At 61.5% G+C, this 22,985-nt stretch carries 23 protein-coding genes; 15 read left to right on the top strand and 8 right to left on the bottom strand.

All coding sequences use genetic code 11. The annotated features are described in order from the left end of the window. The first annotated feature begins 1 nt into the window (after position 1). The 3 genes from AQS8620_RS08675 to AQS8620_RS08665 all read left to right on the top strand — a co-directional run bounded on the left by AQS8620_RS08675 (position 2) and on the right by AQS8620_RS08665 (position 2,111). Positions 2 to 166: an apolipoprotein acyltransferase gene (locus AQS8620_RS08675; RefSeq protein WP_085836476.1), complete on the top strand. Its 165-nt coding sequence runs from the start codon at positions 2 to 4 to the stop codon at positions 164 to 166. A gap of 3 nt (positions 167 to 169) precedes the next feature. Beyond that, entirely contained in the window at positions 170 to 1,354 is a 1,185-nt protein-coding gene (locus tag AQS8620_RS08670) for a vWA domain-containing protein (protein WP_085836475.1), read from the top strand. 76 nt (positions 1,355 to 1,430) lie between these two features. Beyond that, positions 1,431 to 2,111 (top strand): M48 family metallopeptidase, encoded by a 681-nt coding sequence (locus AQS8620_RS08665; protein ID WP_085836474.1) that lies wholly within the window; start codon positions 1,431 to 1,433, stop codon positions 2,109 to 2,111. Here the strand turns inward: AQS8620_RS08665 and AQS8620_RS08660 are convergent. The 4 genes from AQS8620_RS08660 to AQS8620_RS17065 all read right to left on the bottom strand — a co-directional run bounded on the left by AQS8620_RS08660 (position 2,108) and on the right by AQS8620_RS17065 (position 4,958). Further along, entirely contained in the window at positions 2,108 to 2,659 is a 552-nt protein-coding gene (locus AQS8620_RS08660) for an RSP_2648 family PIN domain-containing protein (protein WP_085836473.1), read from the bottom strand. The genes AQS8620_RS08665 and AQS8620_RS08660 overlap by 4 nt on opposite strands. Next, entirely contained in the window at positions 2,659 to 3,867 is a 1,209-nt protein-coding gene (locus AQS8620_RS08655) for an RSP_2647 family RNA methyltransferase (protein WP_085836472.1), read from the bottom strand. Before AQS8620_RS08655 ends, AQS8620_RS08660 begins: the two co-directional genes overlap by 1 nt. Before the next feature lie 66 nt (positions 3,868 to 3,933). After that, positions 3,934 to 4,587 carry a DUF6778 family protein gene (locus tag AQS8620_RS08650; protein WP_143267485.1) on the bottom strand — a complete coding sequence of 218 codons (654 nt, stop codon included), beginning with the start codon at positions 4,585 to 4,587 and terminating at the stop codon, positions 3,934 to 3,936. Between the two features lie 224 nt (positions 4,588 to 4,811). Beyond that, positions 4,812 to 4,958: an RSP_7527 family protein gene (locus AQS8620_RS17065; RefSeq protein ID WP_159453221.1), complete on the bottom strand. Its 147-nt coding sequence runs from the start codon at positions 4,956 to 4,958 to the stop codon at positions 4,812 to 4,814. 573 nt (positions 4,959 to 5,531) lie between these two features. Here AQS8620_RS17065 and edd point away from each other — a divergent pair. From edd to AQS8620_RS08630, 4 genes are all read left to right on the top strand, one after another. Next, positions 5,532 to 7,337 (top strand): phosphogluconate dehydratase, encoded by a 1,806-nt coding sequence (gene edd / locus AQS8620_RS08645; protein ID WP_085836470.1) that lies wholly within the window; start codon positions 5,532 to 5,534, stop codon positions 7,335 to 7,337. Positions 7,338 to 7,385: 48 nt separating this feature from the next. After that, entirely contained in the window at positions 7,386 to 10,223 is a 2,838-nt protein-coding gene (locus tag AQS8620_RS08640; RefSeq protein ID WP_085836469.1) for a [protein-PII] uridylyltransferase family protein, read from the top strand. A 79-nt stretch (positions 10,224 to 10,302) separates the two neighbouring features. After that, positions 10,303 to 10,587, top strand: coding sequence for a hypothetical protein (locus AQS8620_RS08635; protein WP_085836468.1), 285 nt, complete (start codon positions 10,303 to 10,305; stop codon positions 10,585 to 10,587). Positions 10,588 to 10,758: 171 nt separating this feature from the next. Next, entirely contained in the window at positions 10,759 to 11,277 is a 519-nt protein-coding gene (locus tag AQS8620_RS08630) for a protein tyrosine phosphatase family protein (RefSeq protein ID WP_085836467.1), read from the top strand. Between the two features lie 94 nt (positions 11,278 to 11,371). Here AQS8620_RS08630 and AQS8620_RS08625 read toward each other — a convergent pair whose 3' ends face one another. Further along, the gene (locus AQS8620_RS08625) at positions 11,372 to 12,013 is read right to left on the bottom strand and encodes a bifunctional 4-hydroxy-2-oxoglutarate aldolase/2-dehydro-3-deoxy-phosphogluconate aldolase (protein ID WP_085836466.1); all 642 of its coding nucleotides are present in this window, start codon (positions 12,011 to 12,013) and stop codon (positions 11,372 to 11,374) included. A 240-nt stretch (positions 12,014 to 12,253) separates the two neighbouring features. On the opposite strand from AQS8620_RS08625, the gene AQS8620_RS08620 reads away from it, so the two are divergent. The 7 genes from AQS8620_RS08620 (at position 12,254) to ilvN (ending at position 18,129) form a co-directional block, all read left to right on the top strand. Then, positions 12,254 to 12,724, top strand: coding sequence for a YbaK/EbsC family protein (locus AQS8620_RS08620; protein WP_085836465.1), 471 nt, complete (start codon positions 12,254 to 12,256; stop codon positions 12,722 to 12,724). 145 nt (positions 12,725 to 12,869) lie between these two features. Further along, complete coding sequence (locus tag AQS8620_RS08615) at positions 12,870 to 13,301, top strand: DUF2852 domain-containing protein (RefSeq protein ID WP_085836464.1); 432 nt, start codon at positions 12,870 to 12,872, stop codon at positions 13,299 to 13,301. 223 nt (positions 13,302 to 13,524) lie between these two features. Continuing rightward, positions 13,525 to 13,983: an RDD family protein gene (locus tag AQS8620_RS08610; RefSeq protein ID WP_085836463.1), complete on the top strand. Its 459-nt coding sequence runs from the start codon at positions 13,525 to 13,527 to the stop codon at positions 13,981 to 13,983. Positions 13,984 to 14,121: 138 nt separating this feature from the next. Beyond that, positions 14,122 to 14,970 carry an arginyltransferase gene (locus tag AQS8620_RS08605; protein ID WP_085836462.1) on the top strand — a complete coding sequence of 283 codons (849 nt, stop codon included), beginning with the start codon at positions 14,122 to 14,124 and terminating at the stop codon, positions 14,968 to 14,970. 552 nt (positions 14,971 to 15,522) lie between these two features. Further along, on the top strand, positions 15,523 to 17,268 hold the full coding sequence (locus AQS8620_RS08600) for an acetolactate synthase 3 large subunit (RefSeq protein ID WP_085836461.1): 1,746 nt from the start codon (positions 15,523 to 15,525) through the stop codon (positions 17,266 to 17,268). A gap of 11 nt (positions 17,269 to 17,279) precedes the next feature. After that, on the top strand, positions 17,280 to 17,552 hold the full coding sequence (locus AQS8620_RS08595; RefSeq protein WP_143267484.1) for a hypothetical protein: 273 nt from the start codon (positions 17,280 to 17,282) through the stop codon (positions 17,550 to 17,552). A 13-nt stretch (positions 17,553 to 17,565) separates the two neighbouring features. Next, positions 17,566 to 18,129, top strand: coding sequence for an acetolactate synthase small subunit (ilvN, locus tag AQS8620_RS08590; RefSeq protein ID WP_085836459.1), 564 nt, complete (start codon positions 17,566 to 17,568; stop codon positions 18,127 to 18,129). A 300-nt stretch (positions 18,130 to 18,429) separates the two neighbouring features. Here the strand turns inward: ilvN and AQS8620_RS17150 are convergent, their stop codons facing one another. Next, the gene (locus AQS8620_RS17150; protein ID WP_200809608.1) at positions 18,430 to 19,269 is read right to left on the bottom strand and encodes a helix-turn-helix domain-containing protein; all 840 of its coding nucleotides are present in this window, start codon (positions 19,267 to 19,269) and stop codon (positions 18,430 to 18,432) included. Between the two features lie 419 nt (positions 19,270 to 19,688). On the opposite strand from AQS8620_RS17150, the gene AQS8620_RS16885 reads away from it, so the two are divergent. Next, the gene (locus AQS8620_RS16885; protein WP_143267483.1) at positions 19,689 to 19,880 is read left to right on the top strand and encodes a hypothetical protein; all 192 of its coding nucleotides are present in this window, start codon (positions 19,689 to 19,691) and stop codon (positions 19,878 to 19,880) included. A 198-nt stretch (positions 19,881 to 20,078) separates the two neighbouring features. Here AQS8620_RS16885 and AQS8620_RS08575 read toward each other — a convergent pair whose 3' ends face one another. Both AQS8620_RS08575 and AQS8620_RS08570 read right to left on the bottom strand, forming a co-directional pair. After that, a complete protein-coding gene (locus AQS8620_RS08575) occupies positions 20,079 to 21,647 on the bottom strand; it encodes a DHA2 family efflux MFS transporter permease subunit (RefSeq protein ID WP_085836456.1) in 1,569 nt (522 codons plus the stop codon). A gap of 5 nt (positions 21,648 to 21,652) precedes the next feature. Beyond that, positions 21,653 to 22,825: an HlyD family secretion protein gene (locus AQS8620_RS08570; protein WP_085836455.1), complete on the bottom strand. Its 1,173-nt coding sequence runs from the start codon at positions 22,823 to 22,825 to the stop codon at positions 21,653 to 21,655. Positions 22,826 to 22,985 lie beyond the last annotated feature (160 nt).

Below are 22,985 nucleotides of genomic sequence, written 5' to 3'. Positions count from 1 at the left end.
CATGATCGTGATCGCGCTTGCCATTCTTGGCGCTCTCATCGGCGGCTTCACCGCCAAACGCCGCACAGGTACAGCCCTGGATATCGCGCAATATGCCGCCGTTTACGCCATCGGCTTTGCCATCGTCGGGCTGTTTGCCACTGTGATCCTCGACCGCTCGGTCTGACGGATGTTCCTGCCGTTTTTCGAAGGTTTGCGAAAGACGGGCGTGCCGGTGTCGCTGCGCGAATTCCTCGGGTTTCTGGAGGGGTTGCGCGCGGGGCTGGTCAGCTACGACAGGGAGGCGTTCTATTTTTTTGCCCGCACCGCCCTGGTAAAGGACGAGCGGCATTTTGATCGCTTTGACCGTGCGTTTTCGCAAATCTTTCAAGGTCTTGAGGCCATTCCCGACTCGGCTGTGATCGAGGCGATGGATCTGCCCGCCGACTGGCTTACCCAAATGGCCCAAAAGCATCTCAGTGCACAGGAGCGCGCTGACATTGCCACAAGCGGCGGGTTCGAGGCGCTGATGGAGCGCCTGCGCAAGCGTCTGGCCGAGCAAAACGAACGTCACGAAGGCGGCTCGAAATGGATCGGCACCGCAGGCACTTCCCCCTTCGGGGCCTATGGGTACAACCCCGAAGGCGTGCGCATCGGTCAGGACGACAGCCGCCATCAGCGCGCGGTAAAAGTCTGGGACAAGCGCGAGTTTCGGGATCTGGACGGCGCGCAAGACCTCTCAAGCCGCGCGATGAAACTGGCGTTGAAACGGCTGCGTCGCTGGGCACGCGACGGGGCGGCGCAGGAACTGGACCTCGACGGCACCATTCGCGCCACCGCCGAACAGGGCTGGCTTGACGTGCGCACCCGCCCCGAGCGGCGCAACGCGGTCAAAGTATTGATGTTCTTTGATATTGGCGGCTCTATGGACGCGCATGTCGATGCGGTACAAGAGCTGTTCAGCGCGACACGCGATGCCTTCAAACATCTGGAATTCTTCTATTTCCACAATTGCCTTTATGAGGGGGTGTGGCGCGATAACGCGCGGCGCTGGTCGGCGCGCACGCCTACGATGGAGCTTTTGCGCACCTATGGGCCCGATTGGAAATGTATTTTCGTCGGCGATGCGTCGATGTCGCCCTATGAAATTGCCGTGGCCGGTGGCGCAAGCGAACATTGGAACGCGGAACCCGGCGCCGTCTGGCTGGAACGCGCGCGCGCGCAATGGCCCGCGCATCTGTGGCTCAATCCCGTCCCGCAGGATCATTGGCGCTACACGCAATCCATCACGATGCTGCACGCGCTCTTTGAGGGTCGCATGGTGCCCCTCACGCTCGACGGGCTCAGCACCGGCATGACACTACTGGGGCGCTAGTGGGGCGCTCGCGCAAAGTCACGCACCCCGAACACGGGGGCTTGAGAGCGGGACCGCGAGAGCGCATATCTAGAGCATGTTAAAACTCGCCCCGCTTTTGCTCGCCATCGCCTACGGGTTTGTGATGTATCGCTTTTCGGTGATGCGGACCCGCAAGGCGCTGGATGCACAGTCCACCGCTTTGGCCGATGCGGGGCTGGAGCGCGCCTTTGCCCCGCTGGCGCAGGCGCTGGACGTGATCCGCATTCCCGTCAATATTTACGAAATCGAGCCGGTGAACGGTTTGGCCGCCCCAGACGGGCGGATTTTCATCACCCGTGGATTTTACAAGAAATACCTTGCAGGCGAGGTCGATGCCGATGAGCTTGCGGCGGTGATCGCCCATGAGCTTGGCCATGTCGCCTTGGGCCATTCGCGCCGCCGGATGATTGATTTTTCAGGACAAAATGCGATCCGCGTCGGGTTGATGATGGTGATCGGGCGGATGGTTCCCTGGATCGGTCCGCTGCTGGTCAACGGGTTGATGCGCCTGATTTCTGCCCGCCTGTCGCGCGGCGATGAATATGAGGCCGATGCCTATGCTTCGGCTCTGTTGATCAAAGCGGGAATCGGCACAGCGCCGCAAAAGTCGCTGTTTCGCAAACTGGAAGGGCTGACGGGGGCCACGGGCGCTGCGCCTGCGTGGTTGCTGAGCCATCCCAAAACCGGCGAGCGGATCGCCGCGATCACCGCCAACGAGCGCAAATGGGGCGTTTAGCCGATCGCTTTTGCCAGACGCGGCAGGCGCGCCTTTTTCAGCAGGGCGCGCGGAGTCCAGGCCTGCCCTGACAGGCGCTCGGCCTCGCCGCGCACCTCCTCCACCGCTGCGCTCACCAGATCGGGCGCGTCGGACCAGAATTCCCAGAGCAGCCCGTCCGGATCACGCCGCGCCAGCCCTTCGGCCTGAAGCAGGTGGCGCGGAAAATCCTTGTTGTTGAGGGTGATGATCGCGTCGGCGTGGCCCGCAATGGCGGCGGCAAGCACATGGATGTCGTCCTCGTCGGGCAGATGCAGGCGGTTTTCCAGACCGGCGTGCACCGCCACTTCGGCCTTGGGAAAAGCGGCGCGCACAAGGGCGACCTCGCCGCGCGCCTGGGCTTCCCCCGTGGGGCCGATCTTGCGGGCCGCGCGCGCCCATTCCTCGAGGATTCGCGCGGACCAGAGCGGCGTGAACAGCCCCCTGCCCGCCACTTTGAGCAAAATCTCCCGCATCACGGTGGGATAGAGCACGCAAGCGTCAAGCAGCAGTTTGGGGCGGGCCAGCATCACAGCATCCGGAACACAAGCGCCTTGAGATAGCCGCTTTCGGCCAGCTGCGGCATCAGCGGGTGATCGGCGCCTGCGAATCCGGTGTAGATCAGCTGGGCGGTGCGCCCCGCGCGACCGATGCCACGGATACAGGCGGTGCGAAACGCGTCCAGATCGGCGGCATGGCTGCACGAACACAGCACCAGATAGCCGCCCTCTTCAACAAGAACCGAGGACATCCGCGCCACGCGTTCATACGCCCGCAAACCTTTTTCAAGCGCAGGTTTCGACGGGGCAAAGGCGGGGGGATCGCAGACCACCACGCCGAATTTGCGCCGCTCGGTTTCCAGCGCGGCCATCGTGTCGAAGGCATCGCCCTTGCGGGTGGCAAAGGTCGTGCCTGCCTTCATCGCCTTGGCACCCAGTTCGGCCAGATCGAGCGCGGGTTGCGAGCTGTCGACCGAAATGGCCGATTTCGCGCCACCGGCCAGCGCCGCCAAGGCAAAGCCGCCAACATGCGAGAAGACGTCGAGGACTTTTTGATCTTTCACGAGCCCCTGCACAAAGGCGTGGTTGGGGCGCTGGTCGTAAAACAGACCGGTTTTCTGCCCGCCCAGAATATCGGCCATATAGGTCGCGCCATTCATCAAAACGGGAATCGGCCCCGTGATCTCGCCTTTGAGAACAACGGTTTCCTCAGGCAACCCCTCAAGGCTGCGCGAGCGGCCCGTGCCGTTTTTGACGATGGCTTTCACGTCGGTTGCAACGGCCAAAGCGGCGGCAATATCCTCGATCATCGCTTCGGCCCAGGCGGCGTTGGGCTGGATCACGGCAACATCGCCAAAGCGGTCGATCACCACCCCCGGAAGGCCATCGGCCTCGGCGTGGACAAGGCGGTAGAAGGGCTTGTCAAACAGGCGCGTGCGATGGTCGAGTGCCATTTTCAACTTGGCCACCAGCCACGCGCGATTGATCACCACGCTTTCGTCGCGTTCGAGCATCCGCGCGAAAATACGGCTGTTGGGGTTGACGGCAACCGTGCCGAGGAACTTGCGCTCAGCGTCCTCGAGGCGCGCAATCGTGCCCGCAGCGAGCGCCTTGGTGCGGCGGTCGGTCACAAGTTCGTTGTCAAATACCCAAGGGCTGCCGTGGCGGATCGCGCGGGCATTGGCTTTGGGCATGAGGCGAATGGTCGGCAGGTCGGCCTGCGAAATCTCTTGGGTCATGCCCCCTCATATCGCCGTTTGTGCGGCGGCGGAAGGGGCAAGACCTCTGTGCGTTCGACCCGCGCCTCAGATCGGCTGGGGCGTGGTCAATTCGCGCACGATCACTTGGGCCAGATGGTCCGTGATACGCACCTTTTGGGTCTGCCCTGCACGCTCGGCGCGGATTGCGTCCAAACCGCCAAAGGCATTCAGTGTGCCGTCCACCATATGGGCGGGAATCAGCACCTCGCCGCTGCGCGCATCGCGCACGGTCATGGCAAAGATCACATTGTGATCACCCCCGATGGAATGGCGGGTCTTTTCGGTGAGCGAATGAAAGCGCGTCAGGGTGATATCGACGATGACCGCCCGCTGCCCCGACAGGGTCGCCGCCCCTGCGTTCAAGCCTTGGGCAAGGATCGCCTCGACCTGTGCGTAGCGGTCCCCAAGGGCATCCCCCCGCCAGACGATATCGGCTTTGGGGTAATAGGCATCGGCCTCGGACACTTCGAGTGTGCGCGGAACGGTGATATTCACTTTTGCCACGTTGAAATCGGGCAGGACATAGGCCTGAGCGCCCGCTTGCAGGCCCGTCACCGGCGTATCAATCGGCAGGCCGCGCGTGGCGGTTTCCACCGTGGTACAGGCTGTTGTCCCCAAGACCAAGGCCAGCGCGAGCGCCAGCTTGCCTGTAAACTGCTTGCCTGTGAAAATCCGATCTACCTTGCCTGCACGTCCCATACTGCTCTCCTGTCCTTCGCTGCGGATTTTCCATCCGTTGAGGACATCATGGTTAACAAGCATGGCAAAATTAGGGTTAAAAACGCAAAAATCCCGGGCAGGATGCCCAGGATTTTTCACGGTTCGTGTAGTCACACCGGTCTTTCAGACACACGGTTCTCGCAGACACACGGGCCAAAACCCAAAGCGTCGTTGGCCCCTGTTGACCCCTGTGTGATCTGACCTTAGGCGGCTTTATGCGCACCTTTGGGGGACACGGAGAACAGATCGCGCAACTTGGCGCTGACCAGAACGGCAAAGGAACGCATGGCCGCAGCGCGCATTTGGCGTGCTTGGAGTTCAACGTCTGCAGTGTTCAAAGGCGTGTACATATCTTTAATCCTTTTGATCGCCAGTCCGGTGTTTACCGTCGCCCTGCGGGCCGTTTTGGCGGTTGGTTTATGTGGGTGCTGCGCATCTGCGCTGCCTTGAGATGACATTACGCCCGGTGCGCGCGCCTCACCACAGCCAATGCCGTATGCCCGCTATGCAGTTGCAGCAAAGCAAGTTTCCAAATTGTTAATTAAGCAAAAACAGTAACTTGCGCAAATCCTGCGACCCAAACCCTTTTCAGCCTTGCGCCCTGAGACTAGCCGCCCGACTGCGAGCGCATAGCTTCACCACGTTTTGCAACCCAAGTGCGAAAGCCCCGCCGCCCCTTAGCCGCGCAGGGTGCGTCCAGAACGACTCGTCGCGCGCGCTCTACGCGCCCTTGCCGGATTTTTGCGCGCCTGAAAATCCGCCGCAGCGGCCCGCCCGCGCCCCAAACCGCGCCGAAACCATGGCAATCCGACGCAAGCCACCGAATATGTTAGCGCTATCACTTGCACGTTAGCGCTAACGAGCGTAGGCTGGGATCACACAAACAGCAGCCTGAAACAGTCGTCTACGGGAAGGCCCTCCTTATGACCCTCAATGCCACTCTTGCCGATGTCACCGCACGGATCACCGAACGCTCGCGTGATACCCGCCGCGCCTATCTTGAACGCCTTGACCAAGCCGCCGCGGCCGGTCCGGTGCGCGCGCACCTTTCGTGCGGCAACCAAGCCCACGCCTATGCCGCAATGGCGGATGACAAAGCGACGCTGGCCGAAGGGCGTGCCGCCAACCTTGGCATTGTGACGGCCTATAATGACATGCTGTCGGCCCACAAACCCTATGAATCCTACCCCGAACTGATCCGTGAGGCCGCGCGCGAAGCCGGTGCCACCGCCCAGGTCGCCGGCGGTGTGCCCGCGATGTGTGACGGTGTGACCCAAGGCCAGCCGGGCATGGAATTGTCGCTGTTCTCGCGCGACACGATCGCGCTGGCGGCAGGCATTGCCATGTCGCACAACTGTTTTGACTCGGCTCTCTATCTGGGTGTCTGCGACAAGATCGTTCCCGGCCTGATCATGGCGGCTGCGACCTTTGGACATATTCCTTCGGTGTTCGTGCCCGCCGGTCCGATGACCTCCGGCCTGCCCAACGACGAAAAAGCGCGCATCCGCAACCTGTTTGCGACCGGTGAAATCGACCGCAAGGGCCTGATGGAGGCTGAAATGGCGTCCTACCACGGCTCGGGCACCTGCACGTTTTACGGCACCGCCAACACCAACCAGATGCTGATGGAGGTCATGGGCCTGCACCTGCCCGGCGCGTCTTTCGTCAACCCCTTCACCGAATTGCGCGATGCCCTCACCAAACAGGCCGCCAAACGCGCGCTGGAAATCACGGCCCTTGGCAATGATTTCATCCCCGTGGGCCGCATTCTCGACGAAAAGGCCTATGTCAACGGATTGGTCGGGCTGATGGCGACGGGCGGCTCCACCAACCTTGTGCTGCACCTGCCGGCCATGGCGCGCGCTTCGGGCATCCTTCTGGATTTGCAGGACTTCTCCGATCTTTCCTCGGTCGTGCCCCTGATGGCCAAAGTCTATCCCAACGGTCTGGCCGATGTGAATCACTTCCACGCCGCGGGCGGGCTTGGCTATATGATCGGCGAGCTGCTGGATGCGGGGTTGATGCATGAAGACGTCAAGACCGTGATGGGCGAGGGCCTGTCGGGCTACGCGCGCGACCCCAAAATGATCAACGGCGAGCTCACCTTTGTGGAGGGCACCCGCGAAAGCCTGAACGACAAGATCCTGCGCCCGGCCTCTGATCCCTTCCAGCCCACCGGCGGTTTGAAAGAACTCAAGGGCAATCTCGGACGCGGGGTGATGAAAGTCTCCGCTGTCGCGCCGGAAAAACACGTCATCGAAGCGAAATGCCGCATTTTCCACGATCAAAAAGACGTCAAAACAGCGTTTCAGGCGGGTGAATTTACCGAAGACACCGTGGTTGTGGTCCGCTTCCAGGGGCCGCGCGCCAACGGCATGCCCGAGCTGCATTCGCTGACACCCACCCTGTCGGTCTTGCAGGACCGCGGGCTGAAAATGGCGCTGGTCACCGATGGTCGCATGTCAGGCGCATCGGGCAAGGTTCCCGCCTGTATCCACGTCGCCCCAGAGGCGGCCATGGGCGGGCCGCTTGCGCGGCTGCGCGACGGCGATCTGGTGCGCGTCGATGCGACCTCGGGCGTGCTGGAAGTGCTGGAAGCCGATTTCGACAGCCGCGACCCTGTTGTGGCCGATCTGAGCGGCAACCAGTTCGGCATCGGGCGCGAAATGTTCTCGCTGTTTCGCAACAATGCGGGCAACGCCACCGAAGGCGCCTGTTCGATCCTCTAGGCCTGAGGGCTCTTGCAAACACCCCTGCCCCGCGACAGTCTGCGGGGCATGGATACTGCTTCACGCCTCACCCGCCTGCCCCGCCCCTTTGACCCCGATCGCGGCGCGGATGCCCGTGCGCTGACGCCGGATTTGACCGGCCCGCTCAGCGATTTGGTCGCCGGTGCGGCGGGCTGCGCCCCCTATCTGGCTGGGCTGATCGCCCGCGAAGCCGCGTGGATCGTCCCCGCGCTGCAGGCACCCGAGGCGGCCCTGGACGCGGAACTGACCCGGATTTCGCAGCTTGAGGGCGATGCGGTCAGCGCCGGTTTGCGCAGCGCCAAGCGGCGCATCGCGCTGCTGGCGGGTCTGTGCGATCTGGGGGGCGTCTGGTCACTTGAGGCGGTGACCCGCGCGCTGACGCGGCTGGCCGATCAGGCGACACACACAGCCCTGACCACCCGCGTGGCCCATGAAATCCGGCGCGGCAAAATTCCCGGTGCCCATGCAGATGACGCGGCCACGGCGGGCGGAATGACGGCAATGGCGATGGGCAAAATGGGGGCCTTCGAGCTCAATTATTCTTCCGACATCGACCTGATCTGCCTGTTTGACGAAAGCCGCTTCGAGCGCGGTGACCAGATGGACGCGCGCGCCGGTTTCATCCGTGCCACCCGCGCCGCGATGGCGCTGCTGAGTGACCTCACCGAGGGCGGCTATGTGTTTCGCACCGATCTGCGGCTGCGCCCCGACCCTTCGGTGACGCCGGTCTGTTTCGCGATGGAGGCCGCCGAGCGCTACTACGAAAGCGTGGGCCGCACCTGGGAACGCGCCGCCTTCATCAAAGCGCGCGCCTGTGCGGGCGACATGCAGGCGGGCGCGCAGTTCCTCGAACGCCTGACGCCCTTCGTGTGGCGCAAGCACCTCGATTTTGCCGCCATCGACGACACCTTTGATATGCGGCGCAAAATCCGTGATCACAAAGGCCTCGGCGGTCCGTTGCAGCTGGAGGGGCACAACATGAAACTCGGCGCGGGGGGCATCCGCGAAATCGAGTTTTTCACCCAGACCCGCCAGTTGGTAGCCGGCGGGCGCGATCCCTCCTTGCGCGCACGCGCCACCGTGGACGGGCTTGCCGCCCTCGCGCATAAAAACTGGATCACCCAGGATGTCGCCCAGAGTCTGACCCGGGATTACCGCGCCCACCGCGAGGTCGAACACCGCCTGCAAATGCTGCGTGATGCACAGACCCATTGCCTGCCGACCGCCCCCGAAGACTTCGCGCGTCTCGCCGCGTTTATGGACACGGATGTCGCCAGCCTGCGGCGCGACATTCTTGAGCGGGTGGAACGGGTGGGCGCGCTGACGGAGGATTATTTCGCCCCGACCGCCCCCGCCCCCGCGCCGCAGCTTCCGGCGGAAATGAAGGTCATCACCGACCGCTGGACCAGCTATCCCTGCCTGCGTTCCGAGCGCGCGCGCGCGATTTTCGACCGCCTCAAGCCCGACCTCTACCGCCGCCTGCAAGCATTGGACGCACCGCTCGATGCGCTCACCCATCTGGACGGCTTTCTCAAAGGGCTGCCCTCGGGCGTTCAGCTTTTTGCTCTCTTCGAAGCCAACCCCCCACTGGTCGATCTGATCCTCGACATCGCGGGCACCGCCCCGCATCTGGCGCGCTACCTGTCGCGCAACGCCGATGTTCTGGACGCCGTTATCGGGGGCAGTTTTTTCGAACCCTGGCCCGATCTGGCGACGCTGACGGGCGATCTGGGTCGTGCGCTGGCGCGATGTGACGACTATGAGGCCAAGCTGGACATGACCCGCCGCTGGGCGCGTGAATGGCACTTTCGCACCGGCGTGCACCAGCTGCGCGGCCTGATCGACGCCGACCAGGCGGGCCGCCAATATGCCGATCTGGCGCGCGCCTGTGTCGATGGCATCTTTCCGGTGGTGCGCGACATGTTTGCCGCCAAACACGGCGCGCCGCCGGGCAATGGCGCGATGGTGCTGGGCATGGGATCGCTCGGGGCGGGACGCCTGACCGCCGCCTCCGATCTGGACATGATCGTGATTTACGATGCGGAAGGGATCGAGGCCTCGGATGGCAAACGCCCCCTGCCCACGCGCAGCTACTACGCCCGCTTCACCCAAGCGCTGATCACGGCCCTCACCGTTCCCATGGCCGAAGGCAAGCTCTACGAGGTCGATATGCGCCTGCGCCCCTCGGGCAAACAGGGGCCCGTGGCAACCTCGCTTGCCGCCTTCGAGCGCTATCAGCGGGAAGAGGCGTGGACCTGGGAACATCTGGCGCTGACCCGCGCCACCCCCGTCGCGGGCGCGCCGGCACTGCGCGCAGCCGTTGAAGAGCGGCGGCGCGCCATTCTGAACGCCAAGGGCGCCCCCGCGATGACGCGCACCGACACCGCCACGATGCGCGCGCGCCTTGCCAGTGCCAAACCGGCCCATTCGGTCTGGGACCCGAAGAATGGCGCGGGCCGGCTGATGGATATCGAACTGACCGCCGAAGCCTGCGCCCTGATGGCCCATTCCCCGCAAAGCTGTGTCTATGCGCAGCTGGAGGCTGGCGTTGACATCGGTTGGCTGACGCGCGCGCAGGCGGATCAGCTGGGCGAGGCCTACCGGCTGATGTGGACCCTGCAATCGAGCGCGCGCCTGCTTAGCGGCGAGCGTTTCGACCCCGATCTGGTCGGCGTGCAGGGCCGCGACTTTGTCGCGCGCGCCGCCGGCGTGACCAGCATCGACGCTTTGGCCGCGCGCATCGCCACCGCAACCACACAGACCGGCGCGCTGATTGCGCAGCTTTTGCCCCCGCCACCAGATGCGCCACCAGATACGGCCCCAGATACGCCCCCAGATACGTCCCCGGATGTTCCCCCGCGCTAAGGCGCGCTTGCCCTTGCGCGGCGCAGGGCCTATCACACAGCTTCGAGCAAAGCGCCACCGCCCCGAGAGGAGTTGCGACATGTCCTATTATGGTCCCGACGACGCGCTGCGCGACATCGACCCCAGCGGGTTGATCCGCGAAGCCTACCGGATCGACTCGCTGCACATCAGTGAAGCGCGCTCCATCTTTCTGGATTGGGCACTGAAATTGCCGCTGGGCAGCGCGCCCGATGTCGCCATCACGCGACTTCTGGCGGTGCTTGCGGGGCGTGCACCTGCGGATCACCCGATGACCCAGATCCTGCGCGACGGGCTGCGCCCTGCGACACGCGCGCGGCGCGGCGGGCGGGCCGGACGCGGATAAACCTATTCAAATTGCTGTCATTCATGCCGTTTTAGACAGGTGTTTTAGCGCTTCTTTAAGGCCGATGTCGCAGGGTGGCTCCGTAACGTAACGTGCCCTGTTTCGCACCGCGCCCGTGGCTTTTCGCACCGGCTCCCGTGTTGCCAAGGGACGCCTGACGCGGAGAGCAGGATGAAAATCAAGCGTTTGAACGGGATGTTCACGATCTCGACCCAGGTCGACCCCGATAAAATTGGCAAGCTTGCGGGCCTTGGCTATCGCAGCATCATTTGCAACCGTCCCGATGACGAGGAACCCGGTCAACCCAGCTTTCGCCAGATCGACGCCATGGCCAAACAGCACGGGATTGTGGCGATCTATTTGCCCATCGTGCTGTCCGACCTGAGCGACGTCCAGAAAAACGAATTTTCGGCCGCAATCGAAGTCATCCCCAAACCGATTGTCGCCTATTGCCGGACCGGCGCGCGCAGCGCCGCCCTCTGGAATGACTTCGACGCCCGCCAGAACGATTACACGGGTCGCGAGCGGCGGCGCAAAAGCGCGCAAGATATCGCGCCCCTGACGCAGGTGGCCCAAACCGGTGCGCAGCTTTCAGAGCCGCGCGACAGCGACACCGTCAACGGGCGCCCGCTGAGCGCGCGCGAAGCTGCCTATATCGCGCGCTTTGCCACCCGTGCGCAGGCCGGCTAACCCCTGTAACGCGCCCGCACAATGTCGGCGATAAAAAACGGCGCCCCAAGATCGAAGCGCCGTTTGGCATGATTTGCGCTAAAGCGAAGGCGGTTCAGCGCCCGAGGCTTGCGGCCTCGCGGGCGAGTTCCTCGATGGCTTTCCAGTCACCTTTCTCCACCAAAGCCGCCGGCGCGACCCAAGAGCCGCCGCAGCACAGCACATTGGGCAAGGCAAGGTAATCGTTCACATTTTTCATCGAGATCCCCCCCGTGGGGCAGAATTTCGCGGCAGCAAGGGGCGAGGAAAAGTTCTTGAGCGCCGGTGCGCCGCCATTGGTTTCAGCGGGGAAAAATTTCATCGTGGTATAGCCGCGCTCAAGCAGCTTCATCACATCCGAAGGCGTGGCCGTGCCGGGCAAAAGCGGCAAATCCGCCGCTTCGCAGGCGGTCAACAGCGTGTCGGTCAGCCCGGGCGAAACGCCGAACTTTGCCCCCGCGGCAACGGCATCCTTGACGTTTTGCGGGGTCAGCAATGTGCCTGCGCCCACAACGCCGCCCTCGACTTTGGCCATTTCGCGGATCACATCCAAGGCGGCCGGCGTGCGCAGCGTCACTTCAAGGGCGGGCAAACCGCCCGCGACCAAGGCCTCGGCCAAGGGGCGCGCATGGGCCACGTCATTGACGATCAACACCGGAACGACGGGGGCCAACTGGCAGATTTCAAGCGATTTGGCGGAGGCTTCTTGCGGGGTCATGGCAAATCCTTTGAGCAGGGCGCACCCCTTTCACACGAAAGGAGGGCTGTGAGTCCGTTAGCGCTAACTAGACGCAAATCCACAGAGAAATCAACCGGATTTGCCCAAATACAGCCCCGTCCGCCTGTCCCGTTACGACCGCGGCGCGATCCTGCGCGCGCTTGGACGAGCGCTGGACAGTGCAGGGGCGATTTGCCAAAGTCGGCGCGCCGTTTTTTACACACTACAAGGACCGTCGCCATGAGCAAGAGCCTCAAACGGGTCATCGCCGCCCTCGATGGCGCAAAGGTGGCCAGCCGCCCGATTGAAATGAGCGGCGAAACCCGCACCGCAGCCCAAGCCGCGCAAGAGGCGGGCTGTTGCCTTGATCAAATCGCCAAGTCCATCCTGTTTCGGGGGGCAACCTCGGATAAGGCCGTCCTGTTTGTGACCGCAGGGGGCAACCGCGTCGATCCTGCCAAAGCCGCGCAGGTGGCGGGCGAGCCACTGGAGCGCGCGGACATAAAATGGGTGCGCAGCGTAACCGGTTTTGCCATCGGCGGGGTCGCCCCCATCGGCCATCTCGTGCCGCCGGTCATATTTTTCGACCCCAAACTGTTGGGATTCGATGAAATCTGGGCGGCTGCAGGCACGCCGCGCCATATCTTTGCCATCTCCCCCCAAGATTTATTGTCAATTTCCAGCGCACAAATAGCTGATTTCACACAGTAAATACATTTAATGTAAAAAACATTCACATGAACACTTGCGCAGGTCGCCCGCAATGCCAATCTAGGGAATGTAAACGACATTCACATCAACACCCGAACCGGCCCAATCAACACCAACCGGCGCGGCACAGTCCGAAAGGCACCAAATGAGCGATACGATTTCCACCGCATCCCTGCCCGCCACAAGCTGGCTCGGCAAAACTGAAAACTGGCTTGATTCCAAAGGACGTGGCGCATGGATCGCCGCAATGGTCTTGGGCTTCATCTTTTTCTGGCCCCTTGGCCTCGCCCTGTTGGCCTATATGATCTGGAGTAATCGCATGTTCAAAAAATCCGGCCCCTGCCGCGCCCGCGCATCCTCCTTTACCAGCAACGCCTACAGCAGTTCGGGCAACAGCGCCTTTGACGCCTACAAGCTGGACACATTGCGCCGCCTCGAAGACGAACAAGAGGCCTTCCAGGCCTTTCTGGAGCGCCTGCGCTCGGCCAAGGACAAGGCAGAATTCGACCAGTTCATGGACGACCGCGCCAAACGCGCTGCGCAAAGCCGCGCGCAAACCGACGCAGAAATCGCCTGACACCGTCCGCGTTACCACTGGGCCAGTTTCCACCGGTTCTGTTTCGCCCCCTGTTTCGCCGCGCCACCAGCGCGGCGGGACCTTTTTTCGGTCCGGCCACGGAGACGGGTCGGGCCCGAGACGGGGCATAATTTCGCGCGCCGCGTGCCATTTCACATTCCAGCACTATCTTCAGTCCCGCGGCTTTCCTGCGAAACCCACCAAAAAAGGCTTTGATGTTTTCATGAGCGATCCCTCCCCCTCTCAAAACTGGGGCCTGCCCGACCCGCAAACGCAGGCTGAATTTTATGCCGATGTGGCGCTCAAACGCGCGCTGGCATGGGTCGTTGATGCCCTCATCATTGCGCTGATGACCGGCGTGATCGTCCTCTTCACAGCCTTTATCGGTTTGTTTTTCCTACCAGTCCTGTGGATGATCCTCAGCTTCACCTACCGCGTCATTTCCATTGCGCGCATGTCTGCCACCCCCGGAATGCGCCTGATGGGAATTGAATTTCGCACCGCATCGGGCGCGTTGTTCGATGTTGGATCGGCCTTTGGACACACGGCTCTCTATGCGATCTGGGTCTCCACCGGCATCGCGCAATTTGCCTCCATGGTGATGATTGTGGCCACAGAACGGCGCCAGTCCTTGTCGGATATGATCCTCGGGTCGGTCGTGATCAACCGCGCGCAGCTTTAGGCGACAGCCGCGCTTTTGCGCAGTCCCTGCCTTGGGGCCGCGCAGATAGGCACAGTTTGGGGAAAATTTGACAAACCGTCGGGCTAGGAATGGCAACCTCCCCTTGCTAGGGTGCCATTCTTGATTACATAATGCCCCATGCGCCACACACTCCCGATCGCTCCACAGTTCTATGTGACGGCTCCCCAGCCCTGCCCCTATCTCGATGGGCGCATGGAGCGTAAGCTGTTTACGGCGCTGCAAGGGGAAGTGGCCGAAACGCTGAACAACAGCCTGTCCAAACAGGGGTTTCGACGCTCGCAAAACGTGCTGTACCGCCCCTCTTGCGCCGATTGCTCGGCCTGCCTGTCGGCGCGCATCCGTGTGGCGGATTTCAAACCGACCAAAAGCCAGCGTCGCGCGCTGGCCAAGAACCGCCATTTGCGCCGCTCTGCCAAAGCCCCTTGGGCGACAGAGGCGCAGTATGACCTCTTTCGCGACTATCTGGACACCCGCCACTCGGATGGTGGCATGGCCGATATGGATGTTTTCGAGTTCGCAGCGATGATCGAGGAAACGCCGATCCGCTCGCGGGTGGTGGAATATCACGCGCCGCTGGAAGGGTTCGAACGGCGCACGGAACTGGCCGCGACCTGTCTGACCGATGTGCTCGATGACGGGCTGTCGATGGTCTATAGTTTCTATGCCCCCGACCGTGTCAAAGACAGCCTTGGCACCTACGTCATTTTGGATCACATCGAGATCGCCCGCGAAGCCGGCCTGCCCTATGTCTACCTTGGCTATTGGGTGCCGGGATCGAAAAAGATGGGCTATAAGGCCAAATTCTCGCCGCTGGAAATTTACGTGGGCGGCGCGTGGCGCGACATGGGGGATCCGGCGCAATATTCCCCCGACATGCCCCCTTTCGAGGCCGACCCCATCGCCGAGCAAGTCGCAAAGATCGATCTGCCCGACCTCGCCGGTCCCCGCCCGCTCGAGCGCGACTAGCCGCCACGGACCGCGCCCCGACCCGCTGCGCCCCCGTCTGCCCGCCGTCCTGTTAGCGCGTCGTGCCACACCCCTGCCCGCCGTCATGTTACGCCCGCCAAAAACCCGCCCTCGCGGGACGCCCTTTGTTGTGCTGCGTCGGGGCCTCTGGCCCTATGGGGGCGCCTTTTGGCGGCCTTTGGCGCGGTTATTTTTCGCTTTCCATCGCGAATTCGTCAAGTTTTGCAATATTGTTGCGCAAAAATATGCCCCAGCGACACAAAACATGCGGTTTTGGCGGTTGACGCCCTTTTGTGGGAATCGTAATGTCCCCAACGTATCTAAAGGAGCCCCGATGATGACCCTCGTCGTCGTACTTGTAGGAAAGACGCGCATGGGCCTCAGTTGAGGTTGACCCAATCCGGTTCCCATGCGCCCCCGCCAGATCGTCGGGGGCTTTTTTATTTCTAAGACCCAAACACACCAACCCCTTGCGCAGGCCTGCCCCTCAAGACATCCCCGCGCCCGACCCAAAGCCTAAAGACACGCCAGAAGCGTGAAACGGAGAGAGTGATGACACGTCAGATGACCGGAGCGAAAATGGTCGTTCAAGCCCTGAAAGATCAGGGCGTGGACACAATATTCGGATACCCCGGGGGCGCTGTCCTTCCGATTTATGACGAAATTTTCCAGCAGAACGATATCAAGCACGTTCTGGTGCGTCATGAACAAGCGGCGATCCACGCCGCCGAAGGGTATGCGCGTTCCACGGGCAAGGTCGGCGTCGCGCTTGTGACTTCCGGTCCGGGGGCGACCAACGCCGTGACGGGTTTGACCGATGCGCTGCTCGACAGCATCCCGCTGGTGGTGTTTTCCGGTCAGGTTGCGACCTTCATGATCGGCACCGACGGGTTCCAGGAGGCTGACACCGTTGGCATCACCCGCCCCTGCACCAAGCACAACTGGCTGATCAAAGACACCGACAAACTGGCCGATACCGTCCATCAGGCGTTTCACGTCGCCACATCGGGCCGTCCGGGGCCGGTGCTCATCGACCTGCCCAAAGATGTGCAATTTGCGCAGGGCGAATATGTCCCTCCGCAAAAGGCCAAAAAATCCTACTACCAGCCCAAGGTGAAGGCCTCGATCGAGGAAATCACCGATCTCGTTGCGCTGATCGAAAAAGCCGAACGGCCGCTGTTTTACACCGGGGGCGGCGTGATCAACTCCGGTCCGGCTGCCTCGCAATTGCTGCGCGAACTGGTCGATACCACCGGCTTTCCCATCACCACGACGCTGATGGGCCTCGGGTCCTATCCTGCCTCCGGCAAGGGCTGGCTCGGGATGCCCGGCATGCACGGTCTCTATGAGGCGAATATGGCGATGCACGACTGCGATCTGATGATCAACGTCGGCGCGCGGTTCGACGACCGGATCACCGGCCTTGTGTCGGCCTTCTCGCCCGGCTCCACCAAGGTGCATATCGACATCGACCCCTCCTCGGTGAACAAGATCATCCGTGTCGATCTGCCGATCATCGGCGACGTCGGCCACGTCCTTGAGGACGTTTTGAAGGTGTGGAAGTCGCGCGGTCGCAAGACCAAATCCGCCGCCCTGAAACAGTGGTGGGCGCAGATCGAGACGTGGAAAGACATCCGCTGCCTCAACTACACCAATTCCCAAACGGTGATCAAACCGCAATACGCCCTCGAACGGCTGCAAGCCCTGACGGGTGGCATGGATCGCTACATCACCACCGAGGTCGGCCAGCACCAGATGTGGGCGGCTCAATACCTCGGGTTTGAAGCCCCCAACCGCTGGATGACATCGGGCGGGCTGGGCACGATGGGCTATGGGTTTCCCGCCTCCATCGGTGTGCAGATGGCCCATCCCGAGAGCCTTGTGATCAACGTGGCGGGCGAGGCAAGCTGGCTGATGAACATGCAGGAAATGGGCACGGCGATGCAGTACCGCCTGCCCGTCAAACAGTTCATCCTGAACAACGAACGCCTTGGCATGGTGCGCCAGTGGCAGGAGCTTCTGCATGGCGAGCGCTATTCCTCGAGCTGGTCGGAAAGCCTGCCCGATTTCGTGAAACTCGCCGAAGCCTTTGGTGCAAAGGGCATTTTGTGCTCGGACCCCAAGGATCTCGACGATGCGATCATGGAAATGATCAAATACGACGGTCCGGTGATCTTTGACTGCCTCGTCGAAAAGCACGAAAACTGCTTCCCGATGATCCCGAGCGGCAAGCCCCACAACGAAATGCTGCTTTCGGCAGAGGCCGAAGCCTTTGAAGGTGGCGGGGCGCTGGTGTGATGCGGTTCGGTGTGACATTTTTCGCGCTGTCGCTGCTGGCGGCCTGTTCGGCAGGCCCCGATGCCGTCACAAGCGAGCAAACGGTCGGCCCCTTCACCTATCAGGTGAGCGTGTCGGGCACGAATGCTGTCGCGCGCAATTTTCACACCGGGCGGCTCAACTTTGCCGAGCTTCAGGAAAACGCCGTCATTGCGATTGAACGCGCGTCAGGGTGTTCCCTGCGCACGATCGTCAAACGCGGCGAGCTTAACACATTTGACGCCACGCTCAGCTGCGCGTCCTGACGGGAGAGACCCCATGTCTGCACTCAAGATCGAAAAAGGCTCGTCGAGCCACTCCGTTTACGCCCTGCGCGACCCCTTCGCCGAGCGCGAGGAAAAACACACGCTGGCCGTGCTGGTTGAAAACGAACCGGGCGTTCTGGCGCGCGTCATCGGCCTGTTTGCCGGTCGCGGCTACAACATCGAAAGCCTGACCGTGGCCGAAATCGACCACAAGGGCCACCGCTCGCGCATCACCATCGTCACCAGCGGCACGCCAGAGGTGATCGAACAGATCAAAGCCCAGCTGGGGCGCATCGTGGTGGTCCATGAAGTCCATGACCTCACTGTCGAGGGCGCAGCCGTCGAGCGCGAGCTGGCGCTGTTCAAAGTGTCCGGCACGGGCGACAAGCGGATCGAGGCCCTGCGCCTTGCCGAAATCTTTCGCGCGAATGTCGTCGACAGCACCTTGGAAAGCTTCATGTTCGAGTTGACCGGCCCCTCGGACAAGATCGATGCCTTTGCAGAGCTGATGCGCCCCTTGGGCCTGACAGAACTTGCCCGCACAGGGATCGCTGCCCTCGCCCGCGGGACGGCCTAACCGCCCCTTTACGCAAGGTCGCCATTGCGAATTTTAAAAAACGGCTGCACATTTCTGTGCGGCCGTTTTTATTTCCACCGCGACAGAGTCTGGAATTCCATACCTTTGCGGCAAAACATCAATATAAATTCTGGATTTGATTAATCTATATTTAACGAAACCAGCCCATTCCCGACAAAAAAGGGATGAGGTTACGGAAACAAAAACACGGCTTCATGAAATAAACAGGCGCCAAATAAGTCAGGAAAAATGACATTTTTTTCATCCCAATGCTGGCGGCGCGCCTCGGGTTTTATGACTTTACTGTGCTCTGTTAAAATACAATCGGATCGCATCCGCCTGGCCCGCGATCGGATGTAATCCGCACCTGCGCCCGGCAGCAATCAAATCCGAAAACCCGCCGTCAATCCGCTCCAGTATCGTCTTCGCACTCATCTCCATGTCGGGGAAAAAGCGATGGGTCAGCATCGAAGTCCCATGCATCAGGCGGGGGTTCCCCATCCAGGCCGCTTCGTAAAAGCAGTAGTTCACGATGCGGTTTTTGGAGGACACCATGATCAAGGACACCCCCCCCAGATGCCCCAGGGCCAGCCCCTCGATCCGGCGTTCGCGCAGGCTGTTCGACAGGCCCAGACGGGCCGCAATATGGCCAGGATGAAGGGCCGCGACTTCCGTGCGCCCCTGCAAATTCCGCCGCACACGCATCAGATGGACCGTCACATTGCGCAGATCTCCAAAGGCTTGTCGGTATTGCAGATAAAAGCCGGACGTGAGTGCATTCTCGCCCACCTCTGTCAGCCCCCCGCTTTGCATCAGGCGCTGCAACGCTGGCTCATATGTCAACGCCTCGCGCACAGGTTCCGGCGGGGTAATGACATCGAGCGGCTCCAGCAGGATGCGGGCATCCACGCCGAAATAGGTACAAATCCTGTGCAAGACATCGGGGCGCGGAAAGGCTTCGCCAGAGAGGTAGCGGTTGAACTGCGTGCGGTTGATCATCAGGTCGCGGCAGACCTGCGAGACAGATTTCTCCAGCGCAACCAGGCTGCGCAAATTCGATCCAAGCACTTGACGAAGCGCAGACGGATCGGAACCGGCCATAGCAGAAGAAGCCCCGGAAACGGGCGTTTTTCGGTTCATTTGCCCTCTCCCCTGAGCAATAAACAATTCCGGCTCGTTTCGAAATTATAAAAGAAAATTCATGCGAGCTATACTAAAGAATATTGTTCACGAATTTCAGAATAAAATCAAGCATCCTAAAAGAATGCCGCAGCAGACCATGCGATTTGACGCGCGATAGCGTCAACTATTTCCCCCGATTGACACAAGCCGCCCCCTAAATTTGCAAATTATTTTATGACATTATCGTAAGATCAGGTTGGAGGTTGCTTATGTATGGCGTTGTTCTTTGGACAGATAAAAAAAGAGGCCGCGCCGTTGTTTGGTGCGATGATCACGACCGTCTGGCCTTTATGCGCGACAGATCTGCCCTCACGGATTCGACTCACGCCCCCCAGCCCGGTGACCTCGTGAAAATCCGCTGCCGCGATGAAGGCCAGATGCGGTACTGCACGGCCGTCACCCTTGTTGGCAGTGGCAATTTCGCAAATCTTCCCCGATCGCTGGTGGAGGCAACGCAGGCGGTCGTGTCGCAGGCACGCCGCTCGCAGGATGCCCAGATCGAGGATCTTTCACGTCATATCGACGTCAGCAGATCCGCGCCCTGTGTTATCCAGATCGCGCAGGGCTGAACCGGACCGGAAAAGGCGCTCTCCCCGTTCGCCTGACCGCTTCGTGTGTCCCGCATGGGACAAGCCCCGCGCCAGAAACCTTTCCGGCGCGGGGCGATTATTCGGCCGCCCCTCAAGGCCCTGCTCAAGGCCGCCCCTCAAGGCCCTGCTCAAGGCCATTGTCGTGCGCGGCGCTCTGGGCGGCCCTAATGGGCGGCCCTAATGCGCGTCCACTTTCGCGCCTTTGGGCGGCGCTTTCATCAGCAATGCCATCACTGCCAGCCCCACGAACAGACCCGTGATCAACACAAAGACATCGATGAACGACATCACATAGGCCTGCTGTTTCACCCGACCGGCAATCTGCGACAAGGCCCCGACACTGCCGTCAAGCCCGTGCGCCGTCAGATTGGCCGCCAGCATGTTGATCTGGCGCATCGCCTCGTTGCTGGACCATGTCACCGCCTCGCTCAGGCGCTCGGAATGCAGCGCAGTGCGGTTGGTGAGCAACGTGTTGATCACCGCCAGACCGACCGCCCCGCCAAGGTTGCGCATAAGGTTGTACAGCCCCGAGGCACTTTTCATTTTGTCGCGTGGCAGCGTCCCGAGGGCAAGGTTGTTGATCGGCACCATGCAAATCATCAACGACAGCCCGCGCAGGATTTGCGGCCACAGCAATTCGTGAAAATCCCAATCCGCCGTCATCCCCGTCAACATCCAAGTCGAGGAGCCAAAGCCCAGGAAGCCCAGAAGCAACATCAGCCGCAAATCCATTTTCGACGACAGGATGCCCGCGATGGGTGCCGAGGCAAACATCGCCAAGCCCGACACAAAGACGGTCTCGCCGATCATCAGGCTGTCATATCCGCGAATGGCCGACAGGTAGAGCGGGTAGAGATAGGTCAGCCCGTAAAGGCCGATCCCCATGACAAAGGAAAACATCGACCCGACGACAAAGTTGGTGTCGGTGAAGGCGCCAAAGTCGACCACCGGATCGTCACGGGTAAAACTTCGATAAAAGGTGACCACTGCCCCCACCACCATGGTGAGTGCCAAAATGGCCACGGTGCGATCGGCGAACCAATCGTTGCCCGGACCTTCTTCGAGGACATATTCCAGCCCCCCCAGAAAACAGGCCAAAGCCCCAAGACCGATCCAGTCGAAATTGTCGAACAGCTTCCAGTTGGGCTTGTCGAAATCGATCAGCGCATAGGCCCCGAACGACACGGCAATCCCCGCCGGTACGTTCACCAGAAACAGCCAGTGCCACGACAGCGTATGGCTAAGATAGCCGCCCACCGTTGGCCCGACCGTGGGCGCAAGCGTGGCCACAAGCCCCACCATCGGCGAGACGATATTGCGTTTGGAGGCGGGAAAGATCGTAAAGGCTGCGGCAAAGACCGACGGGATCATCCCCCCGCCCAAAAACCCCTGCGCCGCGCGCCACAGGATGATCTCGTTCACGCTGCTCGAGGTGGCACACATGAAAGACGCAAGCGTAAAGCCCGCCGCCGACAGGGTGAACAGATTGCGCGTGCCCATCATCCGCGCCAGAAACCCCGACAGCGGGATCATGATCACCTCGGCAATCAGATAGGATGTCTGCACCCAGCTGACTTCATCGGTGCTGGCCCCCAGCCCCGCCTGAATATCGGTAAGAGAGGCCGACACGATCTGGATGTCGAGAATGGCCATGAACATGCCGAAAACCATGACCAGAAAGGCCGCGATCTTGCGCGGGGTCAGGACCGGTTCTTCTTCGGTCGAAAGTGTCACTACGTCCGCCATGACATTTACTCGGCCAGCGTGTCAGCGGGGGCGGCCGCGGTCGTCTCCTGTGCTGTCACGGTGGTGGCATCCGCGGGTGCGGTGCGGCTGTCGACGGTGACGATGGCCGAAAGACCCGCCCGCAGCTGGCCGGTTTGCACCACGCTATCGGGCAAGGAAATGCGCACCGGAACCCGTTGCACGATCTTGGTGAAGTTGCCGGTCGCATTATCGGCGGGCAACAGCGAGAACACCGATCCCGTCGCAGGGGCGGTCGAGGCCACTTCGCCCTCGAATTCATGATCGGGCAGCGCATCCAGGGTCACATGGACCTTCGAGCCGGCAAGCACGCCTTCCATCTGGGTCTCTTTGAAATTGGCCTCGATGTAGAGACCGTGGTCGGGCACCACCGCCGCAAGCCGCGTGCCGGCGCTGACCAGATCGCCCTCTTCCAGCGCGAGGTTGGAAATGATGCCGTCGAACGGGGCGCGCAATTCGGTGTAGTTGAGGTTGCGCTGCGCCTGATCCACCGCAAGTTTCAGCTCGTGCTGGGCGCTGACCTCTTCGGCGCGCTCGGCTTTGATCACGGCGACCTGTGCATTGGCCGAGGTGACGGCGGACTTGGCGGACACGAAATTGGCGTTGGCCGTGGCAAAGGTGGCGTTGGCATCGTCCAGCGTTGCCTGGCTCGCGATTTTGCTTTTGGCAAGCGAACTGGCGCGATCGCGCGCTGTGGTCGCATTGTCGAGGGTGGTCTGGGCCGCATCGCGCGCGGCCTCGGCCTGTTCCACGGCGGCCTGAGCGGCCTGGACTTGCGCGTCGATCCGCGCCAACGTGTCACCGGCACTGTCGAACTGGCTTTGCGCCGTTTCCAAGGCGATCTGATAGTCACCGTTGTCCAGCGTTGCAATCACCTGACCCTTGGTCACATGGTCGTTGGCATCCACATCGACCGAGGCGACATAGCCCAGGATACGGCTGGACACGATGGCGATATCGGCAGTGACATAGGCATCGTCGGTTTCGACCATAAAGCGGCCATCGGTCCACCATTTGTACCCCTCGAACCCGATGCCCGCGAGCACCACAAGGGCGACGCCCATCAGGATGGCCTTTTTGCGGCTTTTGGGTTTTTGAGCGGGCGGGACTGCGGTGTCTTGCTCGGGCGGGACGGGAGAAATGCGTTGGGGCTGGGACATAAGGAGGCCTTAGGGAGAGGTTTTATCGGATCACGGGCAGAGGTCTTGGAGGCCGCAAAGCGCGGCAGGGAGGGAGACCGCTCCAATCGAACTGCTTGGTTCACTTTGGTGACATAGAGCGGTGAGCGGAGTCGATCAAGGGTTTATCGAACCGATAAGT

Source organism: Aquimixticola soesokkakensis (assembly GCF_900172375.1).
GTDB lineage: Bacteria > Pseudomonadota > Alphaproteobacteria > Rhodobacterales > Rhodobacteraceae > Aquimixticola > Aquimixticola soesokkakensis.
This window is presented reverse-complemented; position numbering and strand designations above follow the sequence as displayed.